The sequence below is a fragment of the Pseudomonas sp. BIGb0164 genome, assembly GCF_024810135.1.
In the GTDB taxonomy this organism is placed as follows: Bacteria; Pseudomonadota; Gammaproteobacteria; order Pseudomonadales; family Pseudomonadaceae; genus Aquipseudomonas.
In genome coordinates this window covers 1-15,610 of sequence record NZ_JANUEA010000011.1, presented here as the reverse complement: position 1 = coordinate 15,610, position 15,610 = coordinate 1, and the positions used below count along the sequence as shown (strand labels likewise).

Genomic DNA, 15,610 nt, shown 5'->3' with positions numbered 1-15,610 from the left:
GTCTTCAGGTTCGCTCGGAATCGGTGCCCTTTCGGGACGCCTCCGACCTTACTCTTATCGACTCAGAAAATTAGATGATTCAGTGTTACAAAAAGCCGCTACTACTTAGGCTTCTTGGTACCGTACTTCGAACGACCCTGGTTACGACCTTTAACGCCGGAAGTATCCAAGGAACCGCGTACGGTGTGGTAACGAACACCTGGCAAGTCTTTTACACGACCGCCGCGGATCAGTACCACGCTGTGCTCTTGCAGGTTGTGACCTTCACCGCCGATGTACGAGGAAACCTCGAAACCGTTGGTCAGGCGCACACGGCATACTTTACGCAGTGCCGAGTTAGGTTTTTTCGGCGTAGTGGTATACACGCGAGTGCATACGCCACGACGTTGCGGGCAGTTCTGCAGCGCAGGTACGTCGGATTTCTCGACGATACGCTTACGCGGCTGACGTACCAGCTGGTTGATAGTTGCCATCTACTAGCTCCACTGTTGTCTTGCGACGCTATTGTCTTGCAAGAAAAGCAAAATGGCAGGAACGAATTCCCGCCAAATTTAGGGGTACAAGAGTCTAAAGAGGATCTTGCCCCCAGTCAAGGCAAGGCCCCGACCTCCCCTCTCATCGAACCGGGGCAAAATTGCCTCGATCCGACGAATGGAGCTGCCAGGGCCCGGACTTATTTATCGCAGAACTCAGTTACCGCTGGAGTTCAGCGCTTCGGTCAGTGCAGCTTCCACTTCACTGGCGCTTACGCGCAACGGCTTGTCAGCATCACGGCGACGCTTACGTTCGCTGTGGTAAGCCAAGCCGGTACCGGCCGGGATCAGACGACCCACAACCACGTTTTCTTTCAGGCCGCGCAGGTAATCGCGCTTGCCGGTTACCGCTGCCTCGGTCAGTACGCGAGTGGTCTCCTGGAAGGAGGCCGCCGAGATGAACGACTCAGTCGACAACGACGCCTTGGTGATACCCAGCAGCACGCGAGTGAACTTGGACACGAATTTGTCTTCGTTCGTCAGGCGCTCGTTTTCCACCAGTACGTGAGTCAGTTCCATCTGGTCGCCCTTGATGAAACTGGAATCGCCGGATTCAGCGATTTCAACTTTACGCAGCATCTGACGCAGGATGGTCTCGATGTGCTTATCGTTGATCTTCACGCCTTGCAGGCGGTAAACGTCCTGGATCTCGTTAACGATGTATTTGGCCAGCGCACTCACACCCAGCAGACGCAGAATGTCGTGTGGATCGCTCGGACCGTCGGAGATAACTTCGCCGCGGTTTACCTGTTCGCCTTCGAACACGTTCAGGTGACGCCACTTCGGAATCAGCTCTTCATACGGATCGCTACCGTCGTTCGGGGTAATGACCAGACGGCGCTTGCCCTTGGTCTCTTTACCGAACGCGATGGTGCCGCTGACTTCAGCCAGGATCGACGCTTCTTTCGGACGACGCGCTTCGAACAAGTCGGCAACACGCGGCAGACCACCGGTGATGTCACGGGTCTTCGAAGTTTCTTGCGGGATACGCGCGATAACATCACCGATCGCGATCTTCGCACCATCCGCTACACCGACCAGGGCGTTGGCTGGCAGGAAGTACTGAGCGATAACGTCAGTGCCTGGCAGCAACAGATCCTTGCCGTTGTCATCGACCATCTTCACGGCTGGACGGATGTCTTTACCGGCAGCTGGACGATCTTTCGCGTCGAGTACTTCAATGTTGGTCATACCGGTCAATTCGTCAGTCTGACGCTTGATCGTGATGCCTTCTTCCATGCCCACGTAGGTCACGGTACCTTTCATTTCGGTAACGATTGGGTGAGTGTGCGGATCCCACTTGGCCACGATTGCGCCAGCGTCGACCTTGTCACCCTCTTTAACCGAAATCACAGCGCCGTACGGCAGCTTGTAACGCTCACGCTCACGACCGTAGTCATCAGCGATTGCCAGCTCACCGGAACGGGACACAGCTACCAGGTGGCCATCCACTCGCTCAACGTGCTTCAGGTTGTGCAGACGGACGGTACCGCCATTCTTCACCTGAACGCTGTCGGCTGCGGAGGTCCGGCTTGCCGCACCACCGATGTGGAACGTACGCATGGTCAGCTGGGTACCCGGCTCACCGATGGACTGGGCAGCGATAACGCCGACCGCTTCACCGATGTTCACCTGGTGACCACGAGCCAAGTCACGGCCGTAGCACTTGGCGCAAATGCCGTAGCGGGTTTCGCAGCTGATCGGCGAGCGAACGATCACTTCGTCGATGCTGTTGAGTTCGATGAACTCGACCCACTTTTCGTCTACCAGGGTGCCAGCAGGAACGATAACTTCCTCGGTACCTGGCTTGAATACGTCACGGGCAATAACACGACCCAATACGCGCTCACCCAGCGGCTCTACAACGTCACCGCCTTCAATGTGCGGTGTCATCAGCAAGCCGTGCTCGGTGCCGCAATCGATCTCGGTCACAACCAGATCTTGTGCAACGTCTACCAGACGACGAGTCAGGTAACCGGAGTTAGCGGTTTTCAACGCGGTATCCGCCAGACCTTTACGAGCACCGTGAGTGGAGATGAAGTACTGGAGTACGCTCAAACCTTCACGGAAGTTCGCAGTAATCGGCGTTTCGATGATGGAACCGTCCGGCTTGGCCATCAGGCCACGCATACCGGCGAGCTGACGGATCTGCGCAGCAGAACCCCGTGCGCCCGAGTCGGCCATCATGTACATCGAGTTGAAGGACTCTTGGTCAACTTCGTCGCCGTGACGGTCGATGACTTTCTCTTTCGAGAGGTTGGCCATCATCGCCTTGGAAACTTCGTCGTTCGCCTTCGACCAAAGGTCGATTACCTTGTTGTACTTCTCGCCCTGGGTTACCAGGCCGGAGGCGTACTGGCTTTCGATCTCTTTCACTTCGTCGGTGGCAGCACCGATGATGCGGGCTTTTTCATCCGGGATAACGAAGTCGTTAACACCGATGGAAACGCCGGAAATGGTCGAGTAAGCAAAACCGGTGTACATCAACTGGTCAGCGAAGATCACGGTCTCTTTCAGACCAACCACGCGGTAGCACTGGTTGATCAGCTTGGAGATCGCCTTTTTCTTCATCGGCAGGTTGACGACGTCGTATGACAGACCTTTTGGTACAACTTGATACAGCAGCGCACGACCGACAGTAGTGTCGACGATACGGGTGCTGGTCACGCTGCCGCCATCACGGTCGTTGACGGTTTCGTTGATCCGCACTTTGACCTTGGCGTGCAGTGCGGCTTCGCCGGCACGGAACACACGGTCAACTTCTTGCAGGTCAGCAAACACACGACCTTCGCCCTTGGCGTTGATCGCTTCACGGGTCATGTAGTACAGACCCAATACAACGTCCTGCGACGGAACGATGATTGGCTCACCGTTGGCTGGCGACAGAATGTTGTTGGTCGACATCATCAACGCACGCGCTTCCAACTGGGCTTCCAGCGTCAGCGGTACGTGCACGGCCATTTGGTCGCCGTCGAAGTCGGCGTTGTACGCAGCACAGACCAGAGGGTGCAGCTGGATAGCCTTACCTTCGATCAGTACCGGTTCAAACGCCTGGATACCCAAACGGTGAAGGGTCGGTGCACGGTTGAGGAGAACCGGGTGTTCACGGATCACTTCAGCGAGAACGTCCCAAACCTCTGGCAGTTCGCGCTCGACCATTTTCTTGGCCGCTTTGATGGTGGTCGCGAGACCGCGCATTTCCAGCTTGCCGAAGATGAACGGCTTGAACAGCTCCAGAGCCATCTTCTTAGGCAGACCGCACTGGTGCAGACGCAGGGTCGGGCCTACGGTAATTACCGAACGACCGGAGTAGTCAACACGCTTACCGAGCAAGTTCTGACGGAAACGACCTTGCTTACCCTTGATCATGTCAGCCAGGGATTTCAGAGGACGCTTGTTGGAACCTGTGATAGCGCGGCCACGACGACCGTTGTCGAGCAAGGCATCGACCGCTTCCTGCAACATACGCTTTTCGTTGCGCACGATGATGTCCGGAGCGGACAGATCGAGCAGGCGCTTCAAGCGGTTGTTACGGTTGATCACGCGGCGGTACAGGTCGTTGAGGTCGGAGGTCGCGAAACGACCACCGTCCAACGGTACCAGCGGACGCAGGTCTGGCGGCAGAACCGGCAGAACGGTCAGCACCATCCACTCTGGCAGGTTGCCGGAACCTTGGAAGGCTTCCATCAACTTCAGACGCTTGGACAGCTTCTTGATCTTGGTTTCGGAGTTGGTTTGCGGAATTTCTTCGCGCAGACGGCCAATCTCGTGCTCCAGGTCGATAGCGTGCAGCAGTTCGCGGACAGCTTCGGCACCCATGCGGGCATCGAAATCGTCGCCGAACTCTTCCAGCGCTTCGAAGTACTGTTCGTCGTTCAGCAGCTGACCTTTTTCAAGGGTGGTCATGCCTGGATCGATAACGACATAGCTCTCGAAGTAGAGAACGCGCTCGATATCACGCAGGGTCATGTCCATCAGCAAGCCGATACGGGACGGCAGCGATTTCAGGAACCAGATGTGGGCAACCGGCGAAGCCAGCTCGATGTGCGCCATGCGCTCACGACGAACCTTGGCCAGTGCAACTTCAACGCCGCACTTCTCGCAGATCACACCACGGTGCTTCAAGCGCTTGTACTTACCGCACAGGCACTCGTAATCCTTTACCGGGCCAAAGATCTTGGCGCAGAACAGGCCGTCACGCTCAGGTTTGAACGTACGGTAGTTGATGGTTTCCGGCTTTTTAACTTCACCGAACGACCACGAACGGATCATCTCAGGCGATGCCAACCCAATACGGATGGCGTCGAACTCTTCGACTTGACCCTGGTTTTTCAGCAAATTCAGTAGGTCTTTCAAGGCCTTTCCTCCTGGCGGAGCAGAGAGCGGGCCAAACAGCCCCGCTCTCGATTCGCGTCACGTGTTATTCGGTTTCCAGATCGATATCGATGCCGAGGGAACGAATTTCTTTGATCAACACGTTGAAGGACTCGGGCATGCCCGGCTCCATACGGTGATCGCCGTCCACGATGTTTTTGTACATCTTGGTCCGACCGTTCACATCGTCCGACTTCACTGTGAGCATTTCTTGCAGAGTGTAAGCAGCACCGTATGCTTCCAGTGCCCAGACCTCCATCTCCCCGAAACGCTGACCACCGAACTGAGCCTTACCACCCAGCGGCTGCTGGGTAACCAGGCTGTACGAACCGGTAGAACGAGCGTGCATCTTGTCGTCTACCAAGTGGTTCAGCTTCAGCATGTACATGTAGCCAACAGTAACCGGGCGCTCGAACTTGTTGCCGGTACGGCCGTCGAACAGCTGCATCTGGCCGCTTTCTGGCAGGTCTGCCAGTTTCAGCATGGCCTTGATTTCGCTTTCCTTGGCACCGTCGAACACCGGGGTAGCCATTGGAACGCCGCCGCGCAGGTTCTTCGCCAGATCCAGGATTTCCTGGTCGGAGAAGGTGTCCAGCTCTTCGTTGCGACCGCCGATCTCGTTGTAGATCTCGTGCAGGAACTTGCGCAGGTCAGCAACCTTGCGCTGCTCTTCGATCATACGGTTGATCTTCTCGCCCAGACCTTTGGCCGCGAGGCCCAGGTGGGTTTCAAGGATCTGACCAACGTTCATACGCGAAGGTACGCCCAACGGGTTGAGGACGACGTCGACCGGGGTGCCATTGGCATCGTGCGGCATGTCTTCAACCGGCATGATCACGGAGACCACACCTTTGTTACCGTGACGACCGGCCATCTTGTCGCCCGGCTGGATGCGGCGACGGATTGCCAGGTAAACCTTGACGATTTTCAGCACGCCTGGAGCCAGGTCATCGCCCTGCTGCAGTTTGCGCTTCTTGTCTTCGAACTTGTCGTCCAGCAGACGGCGGCGATCAACGATGTAGGCCTGGGCCTTCTCGAGCTGCTCGTTCAGCGCATCTTCAGCCATGCGCAGTTTGAACCACTGGCCGTGCTCAAGACCGTCGAGGATTTCGTCGGTGATGTCCTGACCTTTCTTCAGACCTGCGCCGCCTTCAGCCTTGTGGCCTACCAGAGCGGAACGCAGACGTTCGAAGGTCGCGCCTTCAACGATACGGAACTCTTCGTTCAGGTCCTTGCGGATCTCGTCGAGCTGGGTCTTCTCGATGGACAGTGCACGAGCATCACGCTCAACGCCGTCACGGGTGAAGACCTGTACGTCGATGACAGTACCTTTGGTGCCAGTCGGCACTCGCAGGGAGGTGTCTTTAACGTCGCTGGCTTTTTCACCGAAGATGGCACGCAGCAGTTTTTCTTCCGGAGTCAGTTGAGTCTCGCCTTTCGGAGTGACCTTACCGACCAGGATGTCGCCTGCGCCTACTTCAGCACCTACATAAACGATACCGGCTTCGTCCAGCTTGTTCAGTGCAGCTTCACCCACGTTCGGGATGTCTGCAGTGATTTCCTCTGGGCCAAGCTTGGTGTCACGCGCCACACAGGTCAGTTCCTGAATGTGGATCGTGGTGAAGCGGTCTTCTTGAACAACACGCTCGGACAGGCAGATGGAGTCTTCGAAGTTGAAGCCGTTCCATGCCATGAACGCGATGCGCATGTTCTGACCCAGTGCCAGTTCACCCATGTCGGTGGACGGGCCGTCGGCCATGATGTCGCTACGCTGAACGCGATCACCCTTGCTCACCAGCGGACGCTGGTTGATGCAGGTGTTCTGGTTCGAGCGGGTGTATTTGGTCAGGTTGTAGATGTCGACACCGGCTTCGCCAGTTTCAACTTCGTCATCGGCAACACGAACCACGATACGGCTGGCATCAACGGAGTCGATCACGCCGCCACGACGAGCCACGACGCAAACGCCGGAGTCACGGGCTACGTTACGCTCCATGCCGGTACCTACCAGCGGCTTGTCAGCGCGCAGGGTGGGTACAGCTTGACGCTGCATGTTGGAACCCATCAACGCACGGTTGGCGTCATCGTGCTCCAGGAACGGGATCAGCGACGCTGCAACCGAAACTACTTGCTTCGGCGAAACGTCCATCAAGGTGACGTCTTCCGGCGCCTTGACGGTGAACTCGTTCAAGTGACGAACAGCTACCAGCTCGTCGACCAGGACTTTCTTGTCGTTCATCGTGGCCGAAGCCTGAGCGATCACGTGATCAGCTTCTTCGATGGCGGACAGGAACACGATCTCGTCGGTGACCAGAGCGTCTTTCACCACGCGGTACGGGCTCTCGAGGAAGCCATACTGGTTGGTGCGCGCATACGCGGCCAGGGAGTTGATCAGGCCGATGTTCGGACCTTCCGGCGTCTCGATCGGGCAAACACGACCGTAGTGCGTCGGGTGTACGTCACGCACTTCAAAGCCTGCACGCTCACGGGTCAGACCGCCCGGGCCCAGTGCGGATACACGGCGCTTGTGGGTGATCTCGGAGAGAGGGTTGTTCTGGTCCATGAACTGGGAAAGCTGGCTGGAACCGAAGAACTCTTTCACCGCCGCAGCCACTGGCTTGGCGTTGATCAGGTCTTGCGGCATCAGGCCTTCGCTTTCTGCCATCGACAGACGCTCTTTGACCGCACGCTCAACACGTACCAGGCCTACGCGGAACTGGTTCTCGGCCATTTCGCCTACGCAGCGAACACGACGGTTACCCAGGTGGTCGATGTCATCGACGATGCCTTTACCGTTACGGATGTCGACCAGGGTCTTCAGTACCGCGACGATGTCTTCCTTGCACAGCACGCCCGAACCTTCGATCTCGGTACGACCGATACGACGGTTGAACTTCATCCGGCCGACCGCAGACAGGTCATAGCGCTCAGGGCTGAAGAACAGGTTGTTGAACAGGGTTTCGGCAGCGTCTTTGGTTGGTGGCTCACCTGGACGCATCATGCGATAGATCTCGACCAGCGCTTCCAATTGGTTGCTGGTGGAGTCGATCTTCAGTGTGTCGGAGATGAACGGACCGCAGTCGATATCGTTGGTGTACAAAGTCTCGATGCGAACAACCTGAGCCTTGGCGATCTTGGCCAGGATCTCGGTGTTCAGCTCGGTGTTGCACTCGGCCAGGATCTCGCCTGTTGCCGGGTGAACGATGACCTTGGCGGTAGTACGACCCAGGACGTAGTCCAGTGGCACTTCCAGCTCTTTGATACCGGCTTTTTCGATCTGGTTGATGTGGCGCGCAGTAATACGACGGCCAGCCTCAACAATGACCTTGCCCTTGTCATCCTGGATGTCCAGAACAGCAATTTCACCACGCAGGCGCGAAGCGATCAGCTCCAGCTTGAGGGTTTCATCCTTCAGGCTGAATACGTTGGTGGTGTAGAAGGCGTCCAGCACCTGCTCGGTGGTATAACCGAGCGCGCGCAGCAGTACCGAAGCCGGCAGCTTGCGACGACGGTCGATACGCACGAACACGCAGTCTTTCGGGTCGAACTCGAAGTCCAACCACGAACCGCGGTACGGAATGATCCGCGCGGAGTACAGGAGCTTGCCGGAGCTGTGCGTCTTGCCGCGGTCGTGGTCGAAGAACACGCCCGGGGAACGGTGCAGCTGGGAAACGATCACACGCTCGGTACCGTTGATAACGAAGGTACCGTTCTCTGTCATCAATGGGATTTCGCCCATGTAGACTTCTTGCTCTTTGATGTCCTTGATCGCTTTGTTCGACGATTCTTTGTCGAAAATGATCAGGCGCACTTTTACCCGCAAAGGTACGGCGTAAGTAACACCGCGCAACACGCATTCTTTGACATCAAATGCCGGTTCGCCCAGGCGATAACCGACGTACTCCAGCGCAGCATTGCCGGAGTAGCTGATGATCGGGAAAACGGATTTGAAGGCCGCATGCAGGCCCACGTCGCGGAACTGATCTTTGGTCGCTCCCGCCTGCAAGAATTCACGATACGAATCCAGCTGGATAGCCAGAAGGTACGGGACATCCATGACGTCCGGCAACTTGCTAAAGTCCTTGCGGATACGTTTTTTCTCAGTATATGAGTAAGCCATCAGCGTTCCCCAGCTTGGTCACCTGCTTGTTTGGCCCCTCCGACGGGAGCAGCCAGAAAATCTCGCAAACCCCATGGTTTGCACCACCGCATCGGGTGGCTACAGCGCGTTAATGGCGGCGACCGAGTCGACAGCCAAGAACGGAAAAAGGCCGGTGGCAAGAGCCACCAGCCATCAGCCTTCAGCTTAACGCTTGGGCTGGAGACGCAAGGTCGATGCTTACTTCAGCTCGACTTTAGCGCCTGCTTCTTCCAGTACTGCTTTGGCTTTGTCAGCTGCGTCTTTGGCAACAGCTTCCAGAACCATGGCAGGAGCGCCGTCAACTACAGCCTTGGCTTCTTTCAGGCCCAGACCGGTCAGTTCACGTACTGCCTTGATCACGTTTACTTTCTTCTCGCCAGCTTCGGTCAGCATGACGTTGAATTCGGTTTGCTCTTCAACAACGGCAGCAGCAGCAGCTGGACCAGCGGAAGCAGCGGCAGCGGAAACGCCGAATTTTTCTTCGAAAGCTTTGATCAGCTCAACAACCTGCAGAACCGACATTTCAGCTACGGCGTTGAGGATATCGTCTTGGGAGATAGACATTGCTGTATTTCCTGAATTGGGGGACGGCCTACTCGGCCATCGAAATAAACAAAAATACGCGAGAGAAGTCGCTCAGCCTTAGGCTGCGGCAGCTTCTTTTTGCTCGCGAACTGCGGCCAGAGTACGAGCCAGCTTGCTGGTAGCGCCTTGAATCACGCTCATCAGCTGCGAAATGGCTTCGTCGCGGGTCGGCAGTGTTGCCAGTACGTCGATTTGGTTAGCTGCGAGGAACTTGCCCTCGAACGCAGCTGCCTTGATCTCGAACTTATCCTGACTCTTGGCAAACTCTTTGAACAAACGGGCAGCAGCGCCTGGATGTTCTTTGGAGAACGCGATCAGAGTCGGGCCAGTGAACACGTCGTTGAGAACACTGTATTCAGTGTCAGCAACAGCGCGCTTGAGCAGGGTGTTACGTACAACACGTACGTATACGCCAGCTTCACGAGCCTCTTTACGGAGTCCGGTCATAGCGCCTACTGTCACACCACGGGCATCAGCCACGACAGCGGACAGAGCAGCTTTGGCAGCCTCGTTGACTTCAGCGACGATGGCCTTCTTGTCTTCGAGATTAATTGCCACGGGTTTAACTCCTGCTTGTTACCGTTTCATCTGGCCGGAGCCGGATGTCGTTTTGGTGTCTGATTCGGTAAGGAACCGGGAGCACCATCTGCGTAGGCTTGTGGTTTAAGACTTGCGTCGCCTACGGTCTTGGATAGCCCCCGCCAGGCAGGGACCCCAATTTTTTCAATTGGCGCAATCTCTCGCGCCAATCTGTGTCTTATACGTCCAGCGAGCCTTGGTCGATGACCAGACCTGGGCCCATAGTGGTGCTCAGGGTAACGCGCTTGACGTAGATACCTTTCGAGGAAGCTGGCTTGATGCGCTTCAGATCAGCGATCAGGGCTTCAACGTTTTCCTTCAGCTTGACGGCGTCGAAACCGACCTTGCCAACGGAGGTGTGGATAATGCCGTTTTTGTCGGTGCGATAACGAACCTGACCAGCTTTGGCGTTTTTAACCGCGGTAGCTACGTCTGGGGTTACGGTGCCGACTTTAGGGTTAGGCATCAGACCACGTGGACCGAGGATCTGACCCAACTGACCTACAACGCGCATTGCATCCGGGGAGGCAATAACCACGTCGTAGTTCAGGTCGCCGCCTTTCATTTCGGCAGCCAGGTCATCCATGCCAACGCGGTCAGCGCCGGCGGCCAGAGCAGCTTCAGCTGCCGGGCCTTGGGTGAAGACAGCTACACGTACAGTCTTGCCAGTACCGTGTGGCAGCACAGTTGCGCTACGAACGACCTGGTCGGATTTACGTGGGTCAACACCCAGGTTTACAGCAACGTCAACGGACTCGCTGAACTTGACAGTCGACAGCTCGGTCAGCAGGGCGGCAGCGTCTACAAAGTTGTAGGACTTGCCCGCTTCGATTTTGCCGGCGATAGCCTTTTGGCGCTTGGTCAGCTTAGCCATTACACACCCTCCACGTTAAGGCCCATGCTACGAGCAGAACCGGCGATGGTACGCACGGCTGCATCCATATCAGCTGCAGTCAGATCCGCGTTTTTGGTTTTCGCGATTTCTTCCAGCTGAGCACGAGTTACGGTGCCAACCTTAACGGTGTTAGGACGAGCGGAACCGCTAGTCAGACCAGCAGCTTTCTTCAGCAGAACCGAAGCCGGGGTCGACTTGGTTTCGAAAGTGAAGCTACGGTCGCTGTATACAGTGATGATCACCGGAGTCGGCAGACCTGGCTCAAGACCCTGAGTACGGGCGTTGAAGGCCTTGCAGAATTCCATGATGTTCACGCCGTGCTGACCCAGAGCTGGACCGACGGGTGGGCTTGGGTTGGCCTGAGCGGCCTTCACTTGCAGCTTGATGTAAGCGGTAATCTTCTTGGCCATGAGGCACTCCAATTACGGGTTCAAACGCCTCGAAAGGCTCCCCGGTTACTTGCGCGTTTATCCCAGTGACGACAAAACCCCACAGCCTAGGACTGTGGGGTTGGGATGCTTGCTCAGCTAGACCTTCTCGACCTGACTGAACTCCAACTCTACCGGAGTAGAGCGACCGAAAATGAGCACAGCCACTTGGATCCGGCTCTTTTCGTAGTTAACTTCTTCGACAGTGCCGTTAAAATCAGCAAACGGACCATCTGTAACACGAACAACCTCACCCGGCTCGAACAACGTCTTCGGCTTGGGCTTGTCGCTGCCATCAGCAACACGACGCAGAATTGCTTCCGCCTCTTTGTCAGTGATTGGAGCAGGCTTATCAGCGGTACCGCCGATGAAACCCATGACACGAGGGGTATCCTTGACTAAGTGCCAAGTACCTTCATTCATGTCCATTTGAACCAGCACGTAGCCTGGAAAGAACTTGCGTTCGCTCTTGCGCTTCTGGCCATTCCGCATTTCGACCACTTCCTCAGTGGGAACCAGAATTTCGCCGAAGCCATCTTCCATGCCTGCCAGCTTTACGCGCTCCAGCAAAGAGCGCATAACATGCTTCTCGTAACCCGAGTAAGCATGCACAACGTACCAACGCTTAGCCACGGGACACCCTTAGCCAACAATCAAGGAAACAAGCCAACCGAGCAGGGAATCAAGACCCCACAACAGCAACGCCATAACCAGAACAACAGCCACCACAATCAGGGTGGTCTGCGTGGTTTCTTGGCGAGTCGGCCAAACGACTTTACGAATTTCGGTGCGAGCTTCCTTTACCAGGACCGCGAAAGACTTGCCTTTAGCGGTCTGCAGGCCTACAAAGGCAGCTACAGCAGCAAGAGCAAGCAATGCGAGCACACGGTACAGGATCGGCGAAGCAGAATAGTACTGATTGCCGACAACGCCTACGACCACCAACGCGACTACGGCGAGCCACTTGACCAGATCGAAACGAGAGCTTTGAGCTTCAGCCTTAGGAGTCATCTATGAAGATCCTGTGAAAAGAAAGCCAGACACACCACGTGAATCTGGCAGGTCAGGAGGGAATCGAACCCCCAACCTACGGTTTTGGAGACCGTCGCTCTGCCAATTGAGCTACTGACCTAAAACAAAATCAGGCCGACCATTATGCAGGCCTGAAAAAGACTTTACAACAACCAACCCCAAGAGACTTGAAATCACCCAGCAACAAGGCCAAGCAGAACACCATCAAGCCGAGGCAGCTGTTAAAACAAAGGCAGATATTTTCATATCTGCCTTGTTATATGGAGCTCTTGAGCGGATTTGAACCGCTGACCTCACCCTTACCAAGGGTGTGCTCTACCAACTGAGCTACAAGAGCGAAACACATTGCACAACCTGCAAACTTGGAGCGGGTAGCGGGAATCGAACCCGCATCATCAGCTTGGAAGGCTGAGGTTCTACCACTAAACTATACCCGCGGAGCTTGCAGCTCACGCTAAAAATGGTGGAGGGGGAAGGATTCGAACCTTCGAAGTCGTAGACGTCAGATTTACAGTCTGATCCCTTTGGCCGCTCGGGAACCCCTCCTAAGCGAGCCGGCATTTTACATCACGCCGACCTTCTGTCAAGCATTTTCTCATTTAAAAATATGAGGTTAGCTGCATTGACCTTCGCTTCACACCGTTGACCGTAAAGGTCTTCACTGCGAAGCGGGCGCCATTCTATGCAAACTAATCGAGAGTTGCAACGCCTTCGCACAACATTATTTTATGTTTTAACTCATTGAATTCCTTAGCAAGGTTTTCAAAGGGCAGATCATCAGCGAGGCGCCTGCTTTCAGGGGCAACACGGAGCCAGTAACCAGAGGCCTCCTGTGTATTGAGCAATTGCATCTTGACCTTTATATCCAGACTGATGAGGCGCTGCTCAAGCATTAATGCTTGTCGCTGATCCGCAAAGCCACCCAGGTACAAACAGGCATTCACCTCAGAGGCCTTGACCCTGTCGCGCTTTTGCACCGCATCGGAGGATTCACTCAGAAGGCGGATATCCTGCTGCGAGCCCCTGTAGAGACTCAGAGGAGTGACATCCTTTGCCCGTAACGGCGCCTCTTGCTGATGCCAAATGTAGTAGAACGCATTGAGGACCAGCAAAAGCAAAAACAGCCAACGCATAAACACCTCAGGACAAAGGGCACGCCATCGCCAGGCCAACGAAGACCAGATCCGGAACAAGCCGAGCTTGAGGCACGGCCTCCGAAACGAGCTCGGCATCCCCACCGGTGAGAAACACCGTGAACTCATCCCCCCAGTAACTTCGAGCAAGCTCCAGCTGAGTCAGCACAAACCCTCTCAGCATGAGCGTACAGCCGCGCTCGACCGCCTCTACGGTGGTACGACCTGGCGACAAGCGCGCCAATGCCTGCTCGGCTGCAGCATCGTCGTAACGTATCTTGCGGGTATGAGTTCGCAACTGGTTACGCATTAGCGGCATGCCAGGACAAATGAAGCCTCCTAGGTGCTCACCATCTGCAGCAATAAAATCGGCCGTTGCCGCAGTACCGAAATCAAGTACCAGGCAGGCACCCGAGGCCAATTTGAAAGCACCGAGCATTGCCAACCAGCGATCAAGCCCGAGGCGCTCAAACGCCTCATACCCGTTGCGAACGCCCGCCATGTCGCGCGCGGGCGCAGCACAGGACACGACAACCCCAAAAGCGACCTCCAAGGCCGCCACCAACTTGCTCGTTTCCTCCAACGCGCGAACACTCACCAAACGGCAGCGTGTCAGCAAGAGGCCTGGCAGCGCTGACAAGCTATCTATCAACGCGACATCCGAACCGACAACGCCTTCTGCAAACGCACCTACCGCTGGCAAATCAAGCACACGCCACTTGATGAAGCTGTTCCCACAGTCGAGCTCAAGAATCATCACGCAACCTCAGGCTTAATTCACCACCGCTGTACGTCTTTTCGACCCCCTCAACACTCAACCGCAATGCCCCCTGACGATCGACGCCCAAGACCACCCCGTCAATGTGAGTAACCCCCGCTATAAGGGAAACAGCCTTACCCTGCCACAAATGATTCTGCTCCCACTCTTCCTGGAGCGCCGCAAACCCGGAGGCCTTATGCCGGTCCAGGTAGTGCTGCAGTTGCAGGCCAAGTCTTGCAACAAGAAGGTTGCGGTCAAGGGGTAAACCCGCTTCCAACTGCACCGAGGTCCACTGCTGATCAACGTCTGCAGTCCTCTGCATATTCACGTTAATTCCAACCCCAAGGACAACGTGACAGATATCAGCGGGATCCCCGACTAACTCCAGCAAGATTCCGGCAATTTTCTTCCGACCGACCAGAACGTCGTTTGGCCACTTCAGCGCTGCGCCTTGCACCCCAGACTCACGCAGAGCCTGCATGACAGCCAACCCGACGACGAGACTCAATCCCTCCAGCTGCCTCAGCCCACCCTCAATGCGCAGTACGAGGCTGTAATACACATTTTGCGCGAATGGGCTGGCCCACGTCCGACCTCGCCGTCCTCTCCCTGCCGTCTGCTGCTCTGCGAGCACCAGGAGCGGCGCGGCACAGCCAGTCTCGACAAGGCGCAACGCTTCAGCATTGGTGGAGTCAATGGAGTCTGAAATATGGACGGGCCAGCCCAAGGCAGGCGCATTTGAGTTGATCTCTTCGGCACTCAAAAAGATCAAAGGCGATGCCAGCTGATATCCCCGCCCTCGAACTTTATGGATAGGCAGGCTCAATTCGGTCTCCAGATGCTGCAGTTGCTTCCAGACAGCACTGCGACTGATGCCCAAGGCGGCACCCAATGCCTCTCCAGAGTGGAATCGACCGTCTTTCAAGAGTTTCAACAACGTCAGCATGCAAGTATCGCCTCACAATGAGGCACGCATGATAGCCATGCGTAAGGCCATTGCATAGAAAGGCGGGAGCTTAGCGCGAAAAGGTTATGCAACAAAAACGTCAAATACGTTTCGACCGCCCAAAACAAAACCCCATCTGCTCTCGCAAATGGGGTTTCGGAATTTAATCTTGACGATGACCTACTCTCACATGGGGAAACCCCA

At 55.8% G+C, this 15,610-nt stretch carries 12 protein-coding genes and 4 tRNA genes; all 16 read right to left on the bottom strand.

What is annotated here, in order from left to right:
• Positions 1-101: 101 nt before the first annotated feature.
• A complete protein-coding gene (gene rpsL, locus M2394_RS25645; RefSeq protein ID WP_002555494.1) occupies positions 102-473 on the bottom strand; it encodes a 30S ribosomal protein S12 in 372 nt (123 codons plus the stop codon).
• Between the two features lie 216 nt (positions 474-689).
• On the bottom strand, positions 690-4,889 hold the full coding sequence (rpoC, locus tag M2394_RS25640) for a DNA-directed RNA polymerase subunit beta' (protein ID WP_178924235.1): 4,200 nt from the start codon (positions 4,887-4,889) through the stop codon (positions 690-692).
• Between the two features lie 64 nt (positions 4,890-4,953).
• Positions 4,954-9,027, bottom strand: a complete 4,074-nt coding sequence (gene rpoB, locus M2394_RS25635) for a DNA-directed RNA polymerase subunit beta (protein WP_016969475.1) — start codon at positions 9,025-9,027, stop codon at positions 4,954-4,956.
• A 219-nt stretch (positions 9,028-9,246) separates the two neighbouring features.
• On the bottom strand, positions 9,247-9,612 hold the full coding sequence (gene rplL, locus M2394_RS25630) for a 50S ribosomal protein L7/L12 (RefSeq protein WP_053125869.1): 366 nt from the start codon (positions 9,610-9,612) through the stop codon (positions 9,247-9,249).
• A 78-nt stretch (positions 9,613-9,690) separates the two neighbouring features.
• Positions 9,691-10,191, bottom strand: coding sequence for a 50S ribosomal protein L10 (rplJ, locus tag M2394_RS25625; RefSeq protein ID WP_016969477.1), 501 nt, complete (start codon positions 10,189-10,191; stop codon positions 9,691-9,693).
• 199 nt (positions 10,192-10,390) lie between these two features.
• Positions 10,391-11,086 carry a 50S ribosomal protein L1 gene (rplA, locus tag M2394_RS25620; protein ID WP_003176434.1) on the bottom strand — a complete coding sequence of 232 codons (696 nt, stop codon included), beginning with the start codon at positions 11,084-11,086 and terminating at the stop codon, positions 10,391-10,393.
• Positions 11,086-11,517 (bottom strand): 50S ribosomal protein L11, encoded by a 432-nt coding sequence (rplK, locus tag M2394_RS25615; RefSeq protein WP_003176435.1) that lies wholly within the window; start codon positions 11,515-11,517, stop codon positions 11,086-11,088. Before rplK ends, rplA begins: the two co-directional genes overlap by 1 nt.
• A 117-nt stretch (positions 11,518-11,634) precedes the next feature.
• A complete protein-coding gene (gene nusG, locus M2394_RS25610) occupies positions 11,635-12,168 on the bottom strand; it encodes a transcription termination/antitermination protein NusG (protein ID WP_003176436.1) in 534 nt (177 codons plus the stop codon).
• A 9-nt stretch (positions 12,169-12,177) separates the two neighbouring features.
• Positions 12,178-12,546, bottom strand: coding sequence for a preprotein translocase subunit SecE (gene secE / locus M2394_RS25605; protein ID WP_003194658.1), 369 nt, complete (start codon positions 12,544-12,546; stop codon positions 12,178-12,180).
• A 45-nt stretch (positions 12,547-12,591) separates the two neighbouring features.
• A tRNA-Trp gene (locus M2394_RS25600) sits at positions 12,592-12,667 on the bottom strand.
• Positions 12,668-12,828: 161 nt separating this feature from the next.
• Positions 12,829-12,904 (bottom strand) — tRNA-Thr (locus tag M2394_RS25595).
• 26 nt (positions 12,905-12,930) lie between these two features.
• Positions 12,931-13,004 (bottom strand) — tRNA-Gly (locus tag M2394_RS25590).
• A gap of 24 nt (positions 13,005-13,028) precedes the next feature.
• A tRNA-Tyr gene (locus M2394_RS25585) sits at positions 13,029-13,113 on the bottom strand.
• 143 nt (positions 13,114-13,256) lie between these two features.
• Positions 13,257-13,700, bottom strand: a complete 444-nt coding sequence (locus M2394_RS25580; protein ID WP_259175050.1) for a hypothetical protein — start codon at positions 13,698-13,700, stop codon at positions 13,257-13,259.
• A 7-nt stretch (positions 13,701-13,707) separates the two neighbouring features.
• Positions 13,708-14,457 carry a pantothenate kinase gene (locus tag M2394_RS25575; RefSeq protein ID WP_259175049.1) on the bottom strand — a complete coding sequence of 250 codons (750 nt, stop codon included), beginning with the start codon at positions 14,455-14,457 and terminating at the stop codon, positions 13,708-13,710.
• Entirely contained in the window at positions 14,447-15,406 is a 960-nt protein-coding gene (birA, locus tag M2394_RS25570) for a bifunctional biotin--[acetyl-CoA-carboxylase] ligase/biotin operon repressor BirA (RefSeq protein WP_259175048.1), read from the bottom strand. Before birA ends, M2394_RS25575 begins: the two co-directional genes overlap by 11 nt.
• Positions 15,407-15,610: the final 204 nt, after the last annotated feature.

What these genes read in the sequence shown, in the direction of transcription:
- M2394_RS25580 (WP_259175050.1), bottom strand. Translation starts at nt 13,700, where the DNA reads ATGCGTTGGCTGTTTTTGCTTTTGCTGGTCCTCAATGCGTTCTACTAC.
- rpsL (WP_002555494.1), bottom strand. Translation starts at nt 473, where the DNA reads ATGGCAACTATCAACCAGCTGGTACGTCAGCCGCGTAAGCGTATCGTC.
- birA (WP_259175048.1), bottom strand. Translation starts at nt 15,406, where the DNA reads ATGCTGACGTTGTTGAAACTCTTGAAAGACGGTCGATTCCACTCTGGA.
- rplL (WP_053125869.1), bottom strand. Translation starts at nt 9,612, where the DNA reads ATGTCTATCTCCCAAGACGATATCCTCAACGCCGTAGCTGAAATGTCG.
- rpoB (WP_016969475.1), bottom strand. Translation starts at nt 9,027, where the DNA reads ATGGCTTACTCATATACTGAGAAAAAACGTATCCGCAAGGACTTTAGC.
- secE (WP_003194658.1), bottom strand. Translation starts at nt 12,546, where the DNA reads ATGACTCCTAAGGCTGAAGCTCAAAGCTCTCGTTTCGATCTGGTCAAG.
- rplA (WP_003176434.1), bottom strand. Translation starts at nt 11,086, where the DNA reads ATGGCTAAGCTGACCAAGCGCCAAAAGGCTATCGCCGGCAAAATCGAA.
- rplK (WP_003176435.1), bottom strand. Translation starts at nt 11,517, where the DNA reads ATGGCCAAGAAGATTACCGCTTACATCAAGCTGCAAGTGAAGGCCGCT.
- M2394_RS25575 (WP_259175049.1), bottom strand. Translation starts at nt 14,457, where the DNA reads ATGATTCTTGAGCTCGACTGTGGGAACAGCTTCATCAAGTGGCGTGTG.